We start from the raw sequence: 16,058 nt of genomic DNA, 5'->3' as shown, positions 1-16,058 counted from the left end.
CTTTCCTGTTTAAAAGTGATAAAGAGTAGTAGTAGTGTAGCCTGTGGAAATCGCGAAAAACGGTTGTGAGACGGCACCAGGGCTCATTTCCGTTGTGGAAATCTTGCGCATACCGGCTCTCATAAGACCTTGATTCTGTTGAATCTTTTTCTTTTCACTTTTTCGCGCCGCTTTTTCACAATTCATAAACAGCTCTTTATGTTGAAAAAATGCTAAGTTGTTTTTATTGTTTCGATTAAGGTGTTGATTTCATTTTGCAAAATCGGATCGTGCTTCAAAGAGTCTTCCACGCGATTGATGGAGTGAATCACTGTGGAGTGATGTTTTCCTCCAAAAGACTTTCCGATCTCAGGCAATGAGGAGTTCGTGAGTTTTTTGCAGAGATACATTGCCACCTGTCTGGGCCGCACGATCGGTTTGGAATTATTTTTTGATTTCAGATCTTCGACTTTCAACTGATAGTACTGAGCGACCGTTTCCTGTATCAAACCAGCGGTGATGATGCGGTCCTCTGTATTAATCAACGGTCGCAGCACTTCTTTTGCCAGCGCGATGTTCACGGTTTTGCCCATCAACGACGCCATGGCAAGCATTCGCAGCAAACAACCTTCGAGATTCCGGATGTTGCTTTTCACGCGGCTTGCGATAAACCAGGCGACATCATCAGGGACGACCGCGTTTTCGATCGCGGCTTTTTTGTGCAGGATCGCGACCTTGGTTTCCACATCGGGCGGCTGAATATCAGCAATCAAGCCTCCCTGGAAACGGGAGTGAAGACGTTCGCGCACGCCGGGAATTTCGCGCGGTAAAAGATCAGAAGCCAGAACTATCTGCTTTTGATTCTCATAGAGCGCGTTAAAAGTATGAAAAAATTCTTCCTGTGTGCTGGATTTGCCGGCAAGCTGGTGGATGTCATCGATCAACAATAGGTCGACAGTCCGGTATTTGTCGCGAAAAGCCTGCGTTTTTTCCAGGCGCAACCCTTTGATAAATTCGTTCGTGAACTCCTCCGCGCTGATGTAAATCAATCTCAATCCCGGATTCGCGCGATGCGCCTCCAATCCGATCGCATGTAGCAGGTGCGTTTTGCCCAGGCCCGATCCACCATAGATGAACAACGGGTTATATGCACGCGAAAGATTCTTTGCAACCGCTTTGGCTGCTGCGTGAGCGAATTGATTCGAAGCACCCACAACAAAATGGTCGAACGAATATCGACTATTCAAACGTAACTTTTCTTCTTTCTTTTCTTCGATCTGAGGAAGCGTCAATTGTGTGGGGCCATCCACAATGAAATCAATCGTGAGGTGCTGCCAGTCATTTTTTTTCAAAACTTCTTCAATCAACGGCATGTAGTGTTTTCGAATATGGTCACGGAACCTGTCATTCGGGACTTTGACGCGCAATAAGCTTCCGTCTTCGCCAATTTGAAAAGTTGGCTTCAGCCAGTCGTTATATACTTGCGGACTGACCTTCTTCTTTAGAAGCTGCAAAATTGTGCTCCAAATCGCCATGTTTCCCTGATAGCTGAGCCTCTCCCACGAGGCCTGATTTCCACAGAATTTTGCACAAATGTTGAAATTTTTTCAGGCTTTTCTGGGGGCCGCTATGTAGCCATCCTAAGTGCTTGAAAAATAAGGGTTTTTACACTATCGGAAGTACGATTAAATATAGCATAAAACGGTGTTTTATTCAAGCGAAATCTGTCGCTGATCGAACCTCAAAAAGGCTTGCGCAAAAAGCCTTCATCCCGTAACCTTGTACTGCCCTCATAAGTGCCAAAGTAATGAGCAATGAATGTTTTCAGCCGGTCTCATTGCTCATGACTCAGTACTCGTGACTATTTGATGAATCGAACGGAGCTCCATAAAATCAAACGTCCACGACTGTACATCATCGACGGATACGGTTACATCTACCGCGCGTTCTTCGCCCTGCCTAAGATGAATAATTCCAAGGGTTTCCCGACGAATGCCCTGTACGGCTTTACCAACATGATCCGGAAGCTCCTGAATGAGGAAAAGCCCGATTACATTGCGGTGGCCCTGGATGGCCCTGAGCGCACTTTCCGCCATGATTCGTATGAAGCCTACAAGATTGATCGTCCCGATATGCCTGACGACCTGAGCCAGCAGCTACCTCTGATCCAGGAAATTTGTCACGCTCTGGGGTTGCCCATCCTCCAGCAGCCCGGTTTCGAGGCCGACGACGTCATTGCGACGCTGATGGAGAGATGCAAAACGGAAAATTACGTGGGGGTAATCGTCACCTCCGACAAAGACCTTTTCCAGCTTGTCGACGACGCCGACCTGATCTACACCCTCGATCCCATGAAAGATTACTTCGTCTACGATGAGCAGGCTGTCGAGGAAAAATGGGGCGTAAAACCCGGCAAAATCGTCGAAGTCTTGAGCATCATGGGTGACAGCATTGACAACATCCCTGGCGTCAAAGGGATCGGACCCAAGGGTGCGCTGGAGCTAATCGCAAAGTTTGGCTCGGTGGGAAACCTACTTTCCAACATCGATAAAATCGAGAAGAAGGCGCATCGTGAAAGGATTACGGAATTCAGAAAAGATCTGGAGCTCAGCCGTCAGTTGATTGAGCTTAAGAAAGACGTTCCGATTCCGGTCCAGATCAGCGAACTAAAAGCCACAAAACCGGCGCCCGAAGAAGCCCGAAAGCTTTTTTTGAATCTGGAGTTCTATTCCATCTTGAACGAGTTCCTGTCCGATCTCTCTTCGCGGAAGACTCAGTATCAAATCATCAATACTCAGGAGAAACTTGAGGGTTTGATCGCAACGATTTCGACATCCAGTCGCGTTTCGATCTGCTGTGAAATGGATTCAGAGTTTCCATTGCAAGCAGGACTGGTTGGGATATCGATCAGCGTTAAAGACAGTGAAGCCTATTACATCCCTGTGGGACATAGACAGTTTACCGAACAGTTAGAAGAAAGACTTGTTCTGGAAAAACTCAGGCCGTTGGTGGAAAATCCTGCGATTGAAAAAGTGGCGCACAACCTGAAACAACAGATTCTGATTTTTCGCGCGCGAGGAATTCAAATGCGGAGCGCGCGCTGGGATCCGATGTTGATGTCGTACGTTCTGAATCCGAGCCGTCACGGTCACACGGTGGAAGATCTGGCGAAAGAATATTTGCAATATCAAACCAAGGAACTCAAAAGTCTGATCGGGAGCGGGCAAAAGCAGCGTTCGATTGCGGATCTCGCGGACAGCGAAATGTGCGACTACTGCTGCGAAAGAGTCGACCTGTACCTGGCTTTAACTTCAAGGTTGGAAGAGGATCTTAAAAAAGAAAATCTAGCAAAAATTTATTTTGATCTGGAGCTTCCTGTTCTGGAAGTGCTCGCGCAAATCGAATGGAATGGAGTCAAGATCGACACGAAAACGCTAGACCGCCTGTCGGAAGAAATGGGAAAGAATGTCGATCGACTTGTGGCCGAGATTCACGAGCTTGCCGGTGAAGAGTTCAACATCAATTCGCCAAAACAAATCGGCGAGGTCCTCTTTCAAAAACTAAAACTGCCGATGGTCAAGAAAACTCGCAAGACAAAAGATTTCAGCACAAGCGTGGAAGTGCTGGAGGAGCTGGCTAAGGATTACGAGCTCCCGCGAAAAATTCTGGAATACAGACAGTTTGTAAAACTCAAATCAACATATGTAGACGCGTTGCCATTAATGATTCATCCGAAAACCGGAAGGGTGCACACCAACTATCAGCAAACGGTTGCTGCCACCGGACGTCTGAGCAGCGTAGATCCGAATTTGCAAAACATTCCGATCCGAACTCCGTGGGGACGGTTGATCCGCGTAGCTTTCGTTGCGGAAGAGGGGAACTGGCTTCTTTCCGCTGACTATTCCCAGATTGAATTACGCGTAATGGCTCACCTTTCGGGCGATGAGACGTTAATCGATTCGTTTTTAAAAGACGAAGACATTCATGCCCGAACTGCGTCCGAAGTTTTCGATGTGCCGATGGAAAAAATGACGAAGGAGATCCGGAATCAGGCGAAAGCAATCAACTATGGCATTAATTACGGACAATCTCCATTTGGGCTTTCGCAGCTTCTTGGAATCGAACAGAAGGCGGCAAAAGAATACATCGATCGTTACTTTCGGAAGTATCCGAAGGTGAAAGCATATCTTGATCAGACGTTACAATTTGTTTTGGAACATGGGTATGTCACCACCATGTTCGGCCGGCGCCGCTACATCCCGGAAATCAGGAGCAGGGACCGCATGGTTTTCATGGCAGCTCAGCGCGCGGCGATCAATTCACCGCTGCAAGGATCGGCAGCAGATATCATCAAACTGGCCATGCTTGCCGTTCAAAAGGAGTTGGAGCAAAGGAAGATGCAAACGAAGATGACGATGCAGGTTCATGATGAGCTGGTCTTTGAAGTTCCGGAAAGGGAAAAGGACGAAGCTGCGGCAATCATCCGCAGAGAAATGCAATCGGTTTGCAAACTGGTTGTGCCACTAACGGTGGATTTGAGCATCGGAAAAAACTGGCGTGAGGCAAAGTAACGAAGTAGCGCGGGCGTCTCGCCTGCGGTGAGTTAAAAATGAGCTGGAGAATTGATTCAATCGTTGTCGGTCCGATTCAATGCAATTGCTATGTGTTATCTGATGAGACGTCCCGCAAGGCATTCCTGATTGATCCTGGAGCGGAGTCTCCGGATTTGATTGCTTATCTGGAAAGAAAAAGGTTGGACATTCAAGCAATTCTGATCACGCATGCGCACATCGATCATGTTGGTGGAATTGAAGCGGTGCATGCGCAGTCGTCAGCGCCGGTTTATTATCACGCGGGCGATCAATTCCTGTATCAGGATTTGACGATGCAGGCGCAGTTGTTTGGCGTAACCCCAGCGCAGTTAATGGCGAAACAACCGCGGGCTGGCGAGGGTTCGTTGCGTCAGGATCAGGAATTTGCGTTCGATGGTGGTAAAGTTCGAGTGATTCACACACCTGGGCATACACCGGGCTCTGTTTGTTTTCACGCTTGCGGTGAAGAGAGTCTGGTTTTCACGGGTGATACTCTTTTCGCGGGATCGATCGGCAGAACGGATCTTTGGGGTGGCGACTACGATCAGATTCTGGACTCGATTCATGGAAGATTGCTCGTACTGGAAGATTCGGTGCAGGTGCTTCCAGGACACGGACCGGAAACGACAATTGGGGAAGAGCGAAAATCCAATCCTTTTTTGCGAACGTAGCGCGGACGTCCCGTCTGCGTATGCCTCAGGCGAGACGCCCGAGCTACTTTGTTTACGGGCGCATTCGAGATTTCAAATCAGTAAGCCGTTCGACAGCGCGCTTGAGGGTTTCCATCTTCTTGCAAAACGCGAAGCGGACTTTGCGATAGCCATCTTGTTGACGGTGATAAAAACTGCTTCCAGGCACAACAGCAACACCGACTTCTTGAATTAGTTTGCGGGCGAAAGTAGTATCATTGGGAAATCCAAAACCGGTTATGTCCGTCATGATGTAGTAGGCGCCGTATGGTTTGAAACACCGGAACCCTGCTTCTTCCAACGCCTTCATCAAATAATTTCGACGCTCTAGATATTCGCCAGCAAGTTCCGTGTAGTAGGATTCATCGAAACGCATGGCGACAGCGACAGCTTCTTGCAGCGGATGCGGCGCACCCACTGTCAGAAAGTCATGCACTTTCCGGATCGCCGAAGTTAAATGTTCACTCGCGATCGCATATCCAACTCTCCATCCGGTCACGCTGTAGGTTTTTGAAGCTGCATTGATTGTTATTGTGCGATCCGCCATCCCATCTATGGTTGCCATGTTTACGTGTTTATTTCCGTCGTAAACAAGGTGCTCATAAATCTCATCGGTGATCGCCATCACATCCCATTTCCGGCACAGCCTGGCAATAAACTCAAGCTCTTCCCGCGAAAACACTTTGCCGGTTGGATTGTTGGGTGTATTGAGAATGATTGCTTGCGTGTGATTGTTGAAGAGACGTTCCAGCTCTTCAGGATCGAAACTCCAATCCGGCTCGCGCAAAGAAATGAATCGGGGAACGGCGCCTGAAAGAATTCCATCGGGACCGTAGTTCTCGTAAAACGGTTCAAACACGATGATCTCATCGCCAGGATCAATCGTGGCAAGAATCGACGCGATCATCGCTTCGGTGGATCCGCAGCAGACAGTAATGTTTTTTTCGGGATCGATTTTCATTCCGTTGAACCGGGCGCATTTCTCAGCAATGGCGTTCCGTAAATTTTTCGAGCCCCAGGTGATTGCGTATTGATTTACATCGTCCCGTATCGCCTTGACCGCGGCTTCTTTCATTTCGTGAGGAGCGGAGAAATCAGGAAAACCCTGAGAGAGATTAATTCCATTGTGAAGGTTGCAGAGCCGCGTCATTTCGCGGATTACGGATTCAGTAAAGAGGCCAGCTTTCTTCGATATCTTCGGCATGTTGTGATTATAACCGTAGTGGCAGAGCATTTGCCGCACATTTGGAACGTGCATTCATGGATATCAGATCGTGGTATGAGAATAAGCAACCCTCTGATGTGGCAAATGCTCTGCAACTACAAGTTGACATTCTGCGGAAGTTTGATGGAAATTTTCGAGATTTTGTTTCCTTGCATTTTCTCGATGCGAAAACGAAGAGTTCCGTACGAGATCTCCTGTTTTTCTGCCGGAATCTTATCCAGAATCGAGAGCAGGAAACCGGCAACCGTTGTGTAGCTGGGATTTTCCGGGAGATCAACTCCCAGGTTGTGATTGAGGTCTTTGACCGGAAGATTGCCTTCAAGGAGCCAGTTGTGTTCGGTTACTTTGTGGAGCATTTCCACGTCCTCATCGTACTCATCATGGATTTCACCGAGGAGTTCTTCGATCAAATCTTCCAGAGTCACGATTCCATCCACTCCACCATATTCGTCCACGACAATTGCCAGATGCGCTCTGTTTCGTCGCATGTTTTGAAACGCATCGTGAACCGTCGCCGTTTCGGGGATAAAAAAGGGACGTCGAAGATAGTTTTCCAGTGAGAATCCTGCCTCCGCTCCGATGATGTCCTTGGCGTGCAATATACCCAGAATGTTGTCGAGATTGGAACGGTAAACCGGTATCCGGGAGTAGTTGTTGTCCTGAATTGTATTCAGGAGGATCCGTGACGGTATATTGATTTCCACAGCTTTTACAAAAGGTCTGGGGACCATCACTTCCCTGACGCGTCTGCCTGAAAAATCGGCGAATTTCGAGTCGAAGGTTTGCTTCCGCAGCTGCCCATCCGCTTTTTCAGGACGCAAACTCAGGAACATTTTGATCTCGTTCACCGAATATTCAGAAAAAATCTTCCGGCTCTTGAAACCATACAACCGTAAGAATCCTGAGGCGATTCGCTCGCAGGCCTGCGGCAGCGGCAAATATTCGTTCAATTTCAGAACCAGCGCGAAAGGGGTCAGCAGCGTAAACGCAATCCGCTCCGGATTGTGCACCGCAACCATGCGGGGAATATACTCGAGCAAAACAATCGCAGCGGCCAGCAAAAAAGGCACTAGCATCAACTTGTATGCGGGGCTGAACTTCAAGGATAGAATCCACATTCCAAGGAGAATGAAGAAGATTGCCATCAACGAATATTTCAAGAATAAGAGGACTGAAATCGCCCGTTCCGGTGAGGATAACAGAGAAAACAGTTTCTTCGCTTTTTCATTTCCCTGCCGGTGAATCGAGTTGATTTTGTAGTAGTTCAGAGAACGGAGCGAAAGATCCAGCAGGGAAAGGGCAAGCAATAATGGGGCAATTAGGGCTAAGAGAAAGCCAATCAGGATTTGCACCGGACTATTTAACCGCCAAGACGCCAAATCGCCAAGATTCTTGAAGAAGAACTTTCTTGGCGTCCTTGGCGCCTTGGCGGTTCACTTTTTGTTTTTGACGCACTTTCCGAGTGCGCGGTCGAGCTTCTTTTCTACGTCCTGTTCAGGGAGTTCCTGGACTTCCATCAGCTCACTGACGATGAGATAGCGAGCTTTGGTAAACATCTTCTTTTCGCGATAGGAGAGGTCCTTCTGGTTGCTGAGATAAAACAGGTTTTTCAGGACTTCGGCGACCTTAAAAATCGACCCGCTCTGCATTTTCTCGAGATTCTCGCGGTAACGACCCATCCAGTTGTCGTATTCGTCGATGAGTCCGTTCTGGAGAATCCTGTACAGCTTGTTCACTTCCTTCTGAGAAATGATTTTCCTTAAGCCGACGCTGGAAACTGCTTCAAAAGGGATCATTACGCGGGAGTTGTTTGAGAAAATGCGAAGGTTATAGAACTGTATTTTCCGTTCTCCGATCGCGCGCTCATTGATGTTTTCAATGACCGCAAGGCCGTGATTCGGATAGATCACCTTATCTCCAATTTTCAATTCTACAAGCATATTTTTTCGGGAGGTATGGGAATAGAGTACCACGTAGGATGGGGGGAGTCAATTTTCGAGAGATCGCGGAAATACGCTACAGAACGCTATTTTGGAGCATCCCGATCGACTCAATTTCTACTTCAATCACGTCACCGGATTGAACCGGCGCGATGCCGGATGGAGTGCCGGTGGAGATCACATCACCGGGTAGAAGGGTCATGATTTGCGACACATACCAGACAAGGTAAAGCGGCGTGAATATCAACTGCGAGGTCCTGGAATTTTGACGAACTTCGGCATTTACTCGTGTCGTGATTGCCAGATCAGAAGGATCCACTCCGATGGCGATGCAAGGGCCGTAGGGCGCGAAAGTATCAAAACCCTTGGCGCGAGTATATTGAACGTCCTTATCCTGAAGATCGCGCGCGGTCACATCATTAAAACAGGAATAGCCGAGTATGCAGCGCGCGGCCACTTCCGGCGATTCAAGGCGTGATGCGGCTTCCCCGATGACAATAGCGAGTTCTCCTTCCGGATCCACCCGCCTGGAAAGCGACGGCAGCGTGATGGAAGATCCTGGAGCCAGAAGCGCGCTTGGTGGTTTCAAAAACAACAGCGGCTCTTCCGGAATAGGTTTGTTTCGCTCCAGTGCATGATCGCGGTAATTGAGTCCCACACAAATAATTTTCGAAGGCTGTGTAGGTGTCAGGATTCTGCAATCTTTGGCCGGGGCAATGTGATCTGAGCTGATGAGCGCGGCTGGATTTTTGGGATCCACGAAATAGAACAAGCCCTCGTTCAGAACAGCGTAGTGAATCTCCTCACCAAAAAGAACTCTGTAGAGGTGAAGGATCACGCAAGATTCTCCGGAAATCCGAACAGCGCTTCCCGTGTAAATTCTCCGCGATAGACGAGCCGGGCATCCCCTTCCAGATAAATTTCGCCGAGTTCCTCCGAAGCTTGAAAATGCACCGAAACCGGGATGCCGGAATGTGGTTCGAACGTCACAGGAGGATCCGTTTTCCCGTCACGGAAAGTGGAAACCGCGCTTGAAACGCATCCGCTGCCGCATGCGAGCGTTTCGTTTTCCACTCCCCTTTCAAAACTCCGTATTTTGATGCGATTGCGCTCGACGGGTTCGATGAAATGAACGTTCGCGCCGGCAGGACCAAGCCCCTGATGATGTCGCAATTTGCGTGCAAGCGTCACGAAATCGATGTTCCTGATGTTCTTAAAAGGAACAACGAAGTGCGGATCGCCGACCTGAACGTAGTGTCCTCTAAAGACTTCTCCATCCAGCAGAAGTTCCAGATTGAGCTTGACCTCTGTGGGATTTACGAGCTGAAGTTTAACGGATCGATTTACAATTTCGGCTTTCACCACACCGGTGTTGGTTTCCATCGTGATGTGTTGATCGGGTTTTACAAACAGATGAGTGTACCGCGCGGCGCAGCGGCCGCCGTTTCCGCAAGTGTTGAACTCCTCACCATCGGGATTGATGTAACGGATCCGCGCGGTGGCGCGGTTCGAGTTTTCTACAAGAATGAGTCCGTCCGCTCCCACAGAGTAGCGTCTTGCGCAAACGCGCTGGGCAATCAAAGAAGCGACGTTTGAAAAAGAATCCTCGCGATTGTCGAGAACGATGAAATCATTTGCCGAGGCGGAAAGTTTGGCAAATGGAATTGCATCCGGCAGGCTTTCTAACTTTCCAAATTTCACGGATTCCTTTTTTCCTCGGACACTTCACTCGAACGAGAAGACTCGTTCGGAGACGGCGCCTTATCTACCGCCGATACTTGATAATAGTATTTGAAGCCTGGTTTGACATCCGCATCGGCATAGGTGGTTTCGCGGATCAGCTTGGTATTGAGTTTTTTGAATTCAGTTTCCCCTTCGACTTTCCGGAAAATGTTGTAACCCGCGACATCTTCTTCGGGGTTTGGGGACCAAATCAAAACCATTCCTTCCCTCGCCGCAACGATGTTTAGTTCTTGTGGCGCGGATGGGGGATAAATGTCCTGCGGGAAAATGAAAATAACGTTGGAGTGCTCACTTTCTTGCTCTCGCCGTTGCGTGTTCAAAGCAGCGCGAACGAAGTAGTAGTACGGTTTCCCAAATTGGAATTGCCCATCCGCATAAGACGGAGTCGATACCGGTCCAGGGTTGATTGGTGTAATCGGAGCAAAATTTGCGTTGTTTCCTCTATACACGTTGTAAACGACTGAACCGGGGGGCAATGGCTTACCGGATAGATCGGTGGTTACTGGAGCCCAGCTCAAATCGATCGACTTCTCTGAAATTTTTGCCACGAATTGTTTGGGCGCTTCTGGAACGATATCAGGAAAGAGCGCTACGAGCCGCCCGAACTGGTTCTTCTTGTTTTTCTTGCTGTAAAGCTGAACGCCGTAATAAAACCAACTTGTGAGATCTTCCGAGCCGGCCTTGATATCGCGTTTATCCTGATAGATGAAATAATTATCACGCATATAAGAATCGATTTTCTCCGCCGGGATTTCAGCAATCTGTTCTGCTTGCTCTTCGAACTCTAATTCGGTCATGGTTCGCGCCGTTTCGACCGGTTTAGGCTGAGTTTGAGTCTGTGTCTGTGTTTGCGGCGCTGTTTGCGTTTGCGGAGCTGTCTGTGCTTGTGGGGAGGTCTGCGTTTGGGCAGGAGCCGTTTGTGTCGGGGGTGCAGCTGGTGGGATTCGCAGAGTCTTGAAGCGATAAATCACGAGCCTTCCCACTTCTGCTGGTGTTTTTTCATCCGAGCTTAATTCCGGTAGTCTGAAGGAAAAGAGTAAAGATTCTCCGGCTTGAGTGACTTTCGTCTCAAGAGCAGGCATAGGAACGAGGGGGACCGGCGGTGACGGGGGCGCTTTCTTGCCACACGTTATCGTTAAGATAACGGAAGCTATAGCTAGAAAGAGAAAAAAAATTCGTGTATGGTTCGACCGAACATTGCGCATCCGGAATTTCCTATTTTTTTCACCGCAGAGATCGCTGAGAACGCAGAGTAAAAAATCTATTTATTTCTCGGCGGTCTCCGCGTCCTCTGCGGTAAATTCTTTACAGAATGAATCGGCTGAGGTCGTGATCTTTTACAATATCTACCAGCACTCTGTCAACATATTCGCGATCAATCACCACTTTCCGTTTTTGCATTTCGGGAGCATCGAAGGAGACTTCATCCAGCAGCTTTTCAAGAATTGTGTGTAATCTGCGTGCGCCAATATTTTCAGTCCGGTCATTCACTTCAGCCGCGAGGTGCGCAATTTGTGCAATCGCATCATCGGAGAAGACCAGCTCGACACCTTCCGTGGAGAGTAAAGCAGCGTACTGTTTGGGTAAGGCATTTTCCGGCTCGTTCAAGATGCGGACGAAGTCAGACTCATTCAAAGGATCGAGCTCAACGCGAATGGGAAAACGTCCTTGCAATTCAGGAATCAAATCGGATGGTTTGGAAACATGAAATGCGCCCGCAGCGATAAAAAGAATATGATCGGTTCGCACCATACCGTAGCGTGTATTCACCGTTGTTCCTTCGATGATCGGTAACAGGTCGCGCTGAACGCCTTCACGGCTGACGTCAGGGCCTTGCGCGCTTTGTTTTCCGGCGATTTTGTCCAGCTCATCCAGGAAAACCATTCCACCCTGCTCTACGCGAGAGATCGCAGTTTTAGCAATCTGTTCCATGTCAATGAGTTTTTCTTTTTCCTCATGCAGCAATGCCTGGCGCGCTTCTTCTACACGCATTTTTCGTTTCTTTGTTTTTCCGGAGAAGAGGCCGGGCATCATTTCTTTTAAGTTGATGTCGATGTCTTCAATACCCGTATTCGAAAAAATAGAAAAGGAGGAAAAAGGACGCTCTTTCACGTCGAGTTCAACAACTCTCTGATCGAGCGCGCCGGAACGAAGTTGTGTGCGCAATTTTTCGCGCGTATCTTTGCGGCGATTTTCGTGTTCCGTTTTTTCATCAACTCCTGGGCTGCTAAACGAAGAAGGCGGAATCAAAAGGTCCAGAATCCGTTCCTCGGCATTTCTGTTGGCCATCTCTTCCACTTCAGCCATTTTTTCCTGTTTGACCAGGTCGACAGAAATGTCGGTGAGATCACGAATCATCGATTCTACATCGCGGCCGACGTAACCGACTTCCGTATACTTGGTCGCTTCTACTTTTAAGAAAGGCGAACGCACCAGTCTGGCAAGCCGCCGTGCGATCTCGGTTTTGCCAATTCCGGTCGGACCGATCATGATGATGTTTTTCGGGGCGATTTCATCCGCTATTTCAGGCGGAAGCTTCTGGCGCCGCATCCGGTTTCGAAGCGCGATCGCTACCGCCCTTTTTGCATTTTTCTGGCCAACGATGTGTCGATCCAACTCGTGAACAATTTGTTTGGGAGTGAAGTCTTCCTGTGCAGGCTCCATTCGGGCGGGCAGCGGAATGGCCATCAGGAAAGCTCCTCCACCAAAATGCTGCTGTTGGTATAAATGCAAATTTCTGCAGCCAGTTTCATCGATTCCCTGCAGATCTCTTTAGCGGATAAGTTCGAATACTGTAGTAGCGCGCGCGCAGCCGCGAGAGCGTATGCGCCTCCCGAACCGATCGCCAGGATTCCATCATCCGGCTCAATAAGGTCTCCTGACCCCGAGATGAGGTAAGAGTTTTCCAGATCTGCCACAATCAGGAGCGCTTCCAGGCGTCTCAAAATGCGGTCTGTGCGCCATTCTTTGGCAAGCTCCACGGACGCGCGTTTCAGGTTGCCGCGAAATTCCTCGAGCTTCGATTCAAATTTTGAAAAGAGCGCCATTCCATCGGCTGCTGAACCCGCAAAGCCTGCAAGCACACGATCGTTATAGAGTTTGCGGAGTTTTCTGGCTCCCTGCTTGACTACGATATCGCCGATTGTTACTTGACCGTCACCGGCCATGGCGACCCTGCCGTTATGGCGAACACAGAGGATGGTGGTTGCATGAAACATTTTTTCTGAGGACGGTTAATATAATATGGTGCTATACCCTTGTCAAACAAGGCTAAAGAAAGTGGCACAGCCGTCCCGGCTGTGGGCACAGGCGGGACGCCTGTGCTACATTATTGCTAGTCGACCTTCTTGAGCGTATCATGTAAGAAAATTTCCCAGCGAGGATAATCCGTATGCCCACAGCTACCGAAGAATTGTTGGTCAAGGAAACGGCACCGCCAGCCGGTTCGTTTCGTCCTTACATTCCACCCGAAGCAAAACTTCCTGAGTTTACACTTGCTCCTGTAATTGTCGGAGTTATTCTGGGAATGATCTTCGGCGCCTCCTCGCTGTACCTTGTTTTGAAAGTCGGTTTAACCGTCAGTGCTTCTATTCCTGTTGCTGTCATTTCCATCACTCTATTCCGGATCCTCTCAAACGTCGGAATGCGCAATGCCTCGATTTTGGAAAACAACATCGTTCAGACGACCGGTTCGGCGGGAGAATCGATTGCCTTCGGTGTCGGCGTGACCATGCCTGCCATCATGATCCTGGGATTCGATCTGGATATTGCACGCGTAATGCTCGTAGCGGTGCTGGGCGGATTGCTTGGAATTTTGATGATGATTCCTTTGCGGCGCGCTCTGATCGTTCAACAACATGGCTCTTTGAAATATCCGGAAGGTACGGCCTGCGCAGAAGTATTAAAAGCCGGCGCTTCTGAAGAATCCAAGGAAGTGGCGGCAAAAGCGGGAACCCTGGAGGACAGCGGACACACCAGCGCCGTAACCATTTTCACCGGATTCGGCATCGGTTTTGTCTACATGACCATCATGAAGGCGCTAAAGGGCTGGAAAGATATTCCAGAGAAAATCTTTGGAGCTCCTTTTACGTTTGGTTCGGTTTCAACTGAAATTTCTCCTGCGCTCTTAGGAGTCGGATACATCATCGGGCCCCGTATTGCATCGATCATGTGCGCGGGTGGTGTGCTGGCGTACCTTGTTCTAATACCGATTATCAAATTCTTTGGTAATTCAATTCCTGGAGTGCTCCCACCGGGCTCTGTTCCGATCAGCGAAATGACTCATCCAGATCAAGTGCGCGGAGCTTATGTCCTTTATATCGGCGCAGGCGCAGTAGCGGCGGGCGGAATCATCAGTCTTTTCCGCTCTTTGCCTGTTATCTTGCACGGCTTGAAAGGAGGTCTTAGAGACCTGAGAGGCGGAAAGGCTGCCAGTGAGTCAGCGCCGAGAACAGATCAAGACATTTCGATGAAGTATGTTCTTGGAGGGATCGTTCTGTTGGTAATCGGGATCATGGCGGCACGCAATCTTCACATGAACTTGCTGGGCGCGATCATGATTATTTTATTTGGATTCCTGTTCGTTACTGTTTCTTCACGATTAACCGGAGAAATTGGCTCTTCGTCCAATCCGATCTCCGGAATGACGGTTGCAACCCTGCTCCTGACCTGTCTGGTCTTTCTCATCATTGGCTGGACCGGCCCCGCTTATTACGTAACCGCGCTTTCCGTGGGAGCGATTGTTTGCATTGCAGCATCCAATGGCGGGACCACATCGCAGGATCTAAAAACTGGGTTCCTAGTTGGCTCAACGCCTCGTCTCCAACAGTTGGCAATATTGATCGGCGCGTTCGGCTCAGCAGTGATCCTGGGTCCGATCCTTCTGGCTTTGAACAACACAGGCACAGTTTACGTTCCGCAAACTTCATTTGAACGCGTGCAAAAAGTTGTCCAAATACCGTCCGCTGCGGGTGCGTCCCTACCCGTTTATGAAGAGAGCATCAAACCGGATGCGCGCAGTTATCGCGTGTTTCGCAACGATCAAAACGCGGTGCCGGATTTGCCGCCAGGTGAATACTTGATTGATGATTCTGGGAAAGTTGTTTACAAAATACAGCAGAATTTTCCTGCCGATATGAGGGGCGATGTTTCACAATTGGGCAGAAGCGAGCAGCTCCAAGGTCCACAACAATCCACCGATTCGAATACATATCGTGTATGGCACAAAATCGATGAAACGGGCGGCCCTTCGGGACGCTATCTCGTAAAAGAAGATGGAACACCGGTTTATCTTGTAGATCCCGGAATCAACGGCGTTCATCGCGTGCGGCCGGACGGTTCGAAGGTTGATAAATTCGATGCGCCGAAAGCGACGTTGATGTCTTATATCATCAAAGGAATTTTGAACAGGCAGTTACCATGGGGGCTTGTGATTCTCGGCGCAATGATCGCAATTGTTCTGGAAATGTCCGGAATTCCATCGCTTGCTTTTGCGGTGGGTGTTTATTTGCCTCTCTCTTCCTCCAGTCCAATCTTCATCGGCGGTTTAATCCGATGGCTTGTGGATCGCAAGATTCGCATGAGACTTCGCCATAAGAATTTGACAGAAGAACAACTGGTTGCGGAAGGAGATAAAAGTCAGGGAGTTTTGATGGCTTCCGGTTATATCGCAGGCGGTGCGATCGCAGGTATCGTAATTGCGTTTTTGGCTGGCGTGTTAACAGATTATGATCGAAGAATTCAAGAATGGTCTGTCGCTAACAATCCCTTCTTCCACGGTCCGCTTGAAAACGTCTTGCCATTGATTCCATTCCTGATCCTTGTGGGGATTTTGCTAATGACCGGCAGAGGCCGCTTGTTCGCCCCCAAACAGGCTTGATCGTTTGGTAGG

At 49.0% G+C, this 16,058-nt stretch carries 13 protein-coding genes; 3 read left to right on the top strand and 10 right to left on the bottom strand.

Annotated features, from left to right (window positions below; translation table 11 throughout):
* Nucleotides 1-9: 9 nt before the first annotated feature.
* Entirely contained in the window at nucleotides 10-186 is a 177-nt protein-coding gene (locus tag L0156_00520) for a hypothetical protein (GenBank protein ID MCI0601475.1), read from the bottom strand.
* Between the two features lie 26 nt (nucleotides 187-212).
* Nucleotides 213-1,514, bottom strand: a complete 1,302-nt coding sequence (gene dnaA / locus L0156_00515; GenBank protein ID MCI0601474.1) for a chromosomal replication initiator protein DnaA — start codon at nucleotides 1,512-1,514, stop codon at nucleotides 213-215.
* 333 nt (nucleotides 1,515-1,847) lie between these two features.
* Between dnaA and polA the strand changes: the two genes are divergently transcribed.
* Both polA and L0156_00505 read left to right on the top strand, forming a co-directional pair.
* Nucleotides 1,848-4,550: a DNA polymerase I gene (gene polA / locus L0156_00510; GenBank protein ID MCI0601473.1), complete on the top strand. Its 2,703-nt coding sequence runs from the start codon at nucleotides 1,848-1,850 to the stop codon at nucleotides 4,548-4,550.
* Nucleotides 4,551-4,588: 38 nt separating this feature from the next.
* Nucleotides 4,589-5,242 (top strand): MBL fold metallo-hydrolase, encoded by a 654-nt coding sequence (locus L0156_00505; GenBank protein MCI0601472.1) that lies wholly within the window; start codon nucleotides 4,589-4,591, stop codon nucleotides 5,240-5,242.
* 52 nt (nucleotides 5,243-5,294) lie between these two features.
* On the opposite strand, the gene L0156_00500 is transcribed toward L0156_00505, so the two are convergent.
* The 8 genes from L0156_00500 to hslV form a co-directional block, all read right to left on the bottom strand.
* Nucleotides 5,295-6,464: an aminotransferase class I/II-fold pyridoxal phosphate-dependent enzyme gene (locus tag L0156_00500; protein ID MCI0601471.1), complete on the bottom strand. Its 1,170-nt coding sequence runs from the start codon at nucleotides 6,462-6,464 to the stop codon at nucleotides 5,295-5,297.
* Between the two features lie 116 nt (nucleotides 6,465-6,580).
* Nucleotides 6,581-7,837 carry a hemolysin family protein gene (locus tag L0156_00495; GenBank protein ID MCI0601470.1) on the bottom strand — a complete coding sequence of 419 codons (1,257 nt, stop codon included), beginning with the start codon at nucleotides 7,835-7,837 and terminating at the stop codon, nucleotides 6,581-6,583.
* A gap of 81 nt (nucleotides 7,838-7,918) precedes the next feature.
* Entirely contained in the window at nucleotides 7,919-8,413 is a 495-nt protein-coding gene (locus L0156_00490) for a hypothetical protein (protein MCI0601469.1), read from the bottom strand.
* Nucleotides 8,414-8,501: 88 nt separating this feature from the next.
* Nucleotides 8,502-9,263 (bottom strand): fumarylacetoacetate hydrolase family protein, encoded by a 762-nt coding sequence (locus L0156_00485; protein MCI0601468.1) that lies wholly within the window; start codon nucleotides 9,261-9,263, stop codon nucleotides 8,502-8,504.
* Nucleotides 9,260-10,126, bottom strand: coding sequence for a diaminopimelate epimerase (gene dapF / locus L0156_00480; GenBank protein MCI0601467.1), 867 nt, complete (start codon nucleotides 10,124-10,126; stop codon nucleotides 9,260-9,262). Before dapF ends, L0156_00485 begins: the two co-directional genes overlap by 4 nt.
* Nucleotides 10,123-11,250 (bottom strand): fibronectin type III domain-containing protein, encoded by a 1,128-nt coding sequence (locus tag L0156_00475; protein ID MCI0601466.1) that lies wholly within the window; start codon nucleotides 11,248-11,250, stop codon nucleotides 10,123-10,125. The genes dapF and L0156_00475 overlap by 4 nt, the downstream gene beginning before the upstream one ends.
* A gap of 223 nt (nucleotides 11,251-11,473) precedes the next feature.
* On the bottom strand, nucleotides 11,474-12,856 hold the full coding sequence (hslU, locus tag L0156_00470) for an ATP-dependent protease ATPase subunit HslU (GenBank protein ID MCI0601465.1): 1,383 nt from the start codon (nucleotides 12,854-12,856) through the stop codon (nucleotides 11,474-11,476).
* The gene (gene hslV, locus L0156_00465; GenBank protein MCI0601464.1) at nucleotides 12,856-13,386 is read right to left on the bottom strand and encodes an ATP-dependent protease subunit HslV; all 531 of its coding nucleotides are present in this window, start codon (nucleotides 13,384-13,386) and stop codon (nucleotides 12,856-12,858) included. Before hslV ends, hslU begins: the two co-directional genes overlap by 1 nt.
* Before the next feature lie 173 nt (nucleotides 13,387-13,559).
* Here hslV and L0156_00460 point away from each other — a divergent pair, with 173 nt between their 5' ends.
* Entirely contained in the window at nucleotides 13,560-16,046 is a 2,487-nt protein-coding gene (locus L0156_00460; GenBank protein MCI0601463.1) for an oligopeptide transporter, OPT family, read from the top strand.
* Nucleotides 16,047-16,058: the final 12 nt, after the last annotated feature.

This window comes from bacterium, assembly GCA_022616075.1.
In the GTDB taxonomy this organism is placed as follows: Bacteria; Acidobacteriota; HRBIN11; order JAKEFK01; family JAKEFK01; genus JAKEFK01.
This window is presented reverse-complemented; position numbering and strand designations above follow the sequence as displayed.

Bases quoted from the DNA above. Each gene is read 5' to 3' on its own strand.
- L0156_00520 (MCI0601475.1), bottom strand. From the start codon at position 186: ATGAATTGTGAAAAAGCGGCGCGAAAAAGTGAAAAGAAAAAGATTCAA.
- polA (MCI0601473.1), top strand. From the start codon at position 1,848: ATGAATCGAACGGAGCTCCATAAAATCAAACGTCCACGACTGTACATC.
- hslV (MCI0601464.1), bottom strand. From the start codon at position 13,386: ATGTTTCATGCAACCACCATCCTCTGTGTTCGCCATAACGGCAGGGTC.
- L0156_00505 (MCI0601472.1), top strand. From the start codon at position 4,589: ATGAGCTGGAGAATTGATTCAATCGTTGTCGGTCCGATTCAATGCAAT.
- L0156_00475 (MCI0601466.1), bottom strand. From the start codon at position 11,250: ATGCCTGCTCTTGAGACGAAAGTCACTCAAGCCGGAGAATCTTTACTC.
- dnaA (MCI0601474.1), bottom strand. From the start codon at position 1,514: ATGGCGATTTGGAGCACAATTTTGCAGCTTCTAAAGAAGAAGGTCAGT.
- L0156_00500 (MCI0601471.1), bottom strand. From the start codon at position 6,464: ATGCCGAAGATATCGAAGAAAGCTGGCCTCTTTACTGAATCCGTAATC.
- hslU (MCI0601465.1), bottom strand. From the start codon at position 12,856: ATGGCCATTCCGCTGCCCGCCCGAATGGAGCCTGCACAGGAAGACTTC.
- L0156_00460 (MCI0601463.1), top strand. From the start codon at position 13,560: ATGCCCACAGCTACCGAAGAATTGTTGGTCAAGGAAACGGCACCGCCA.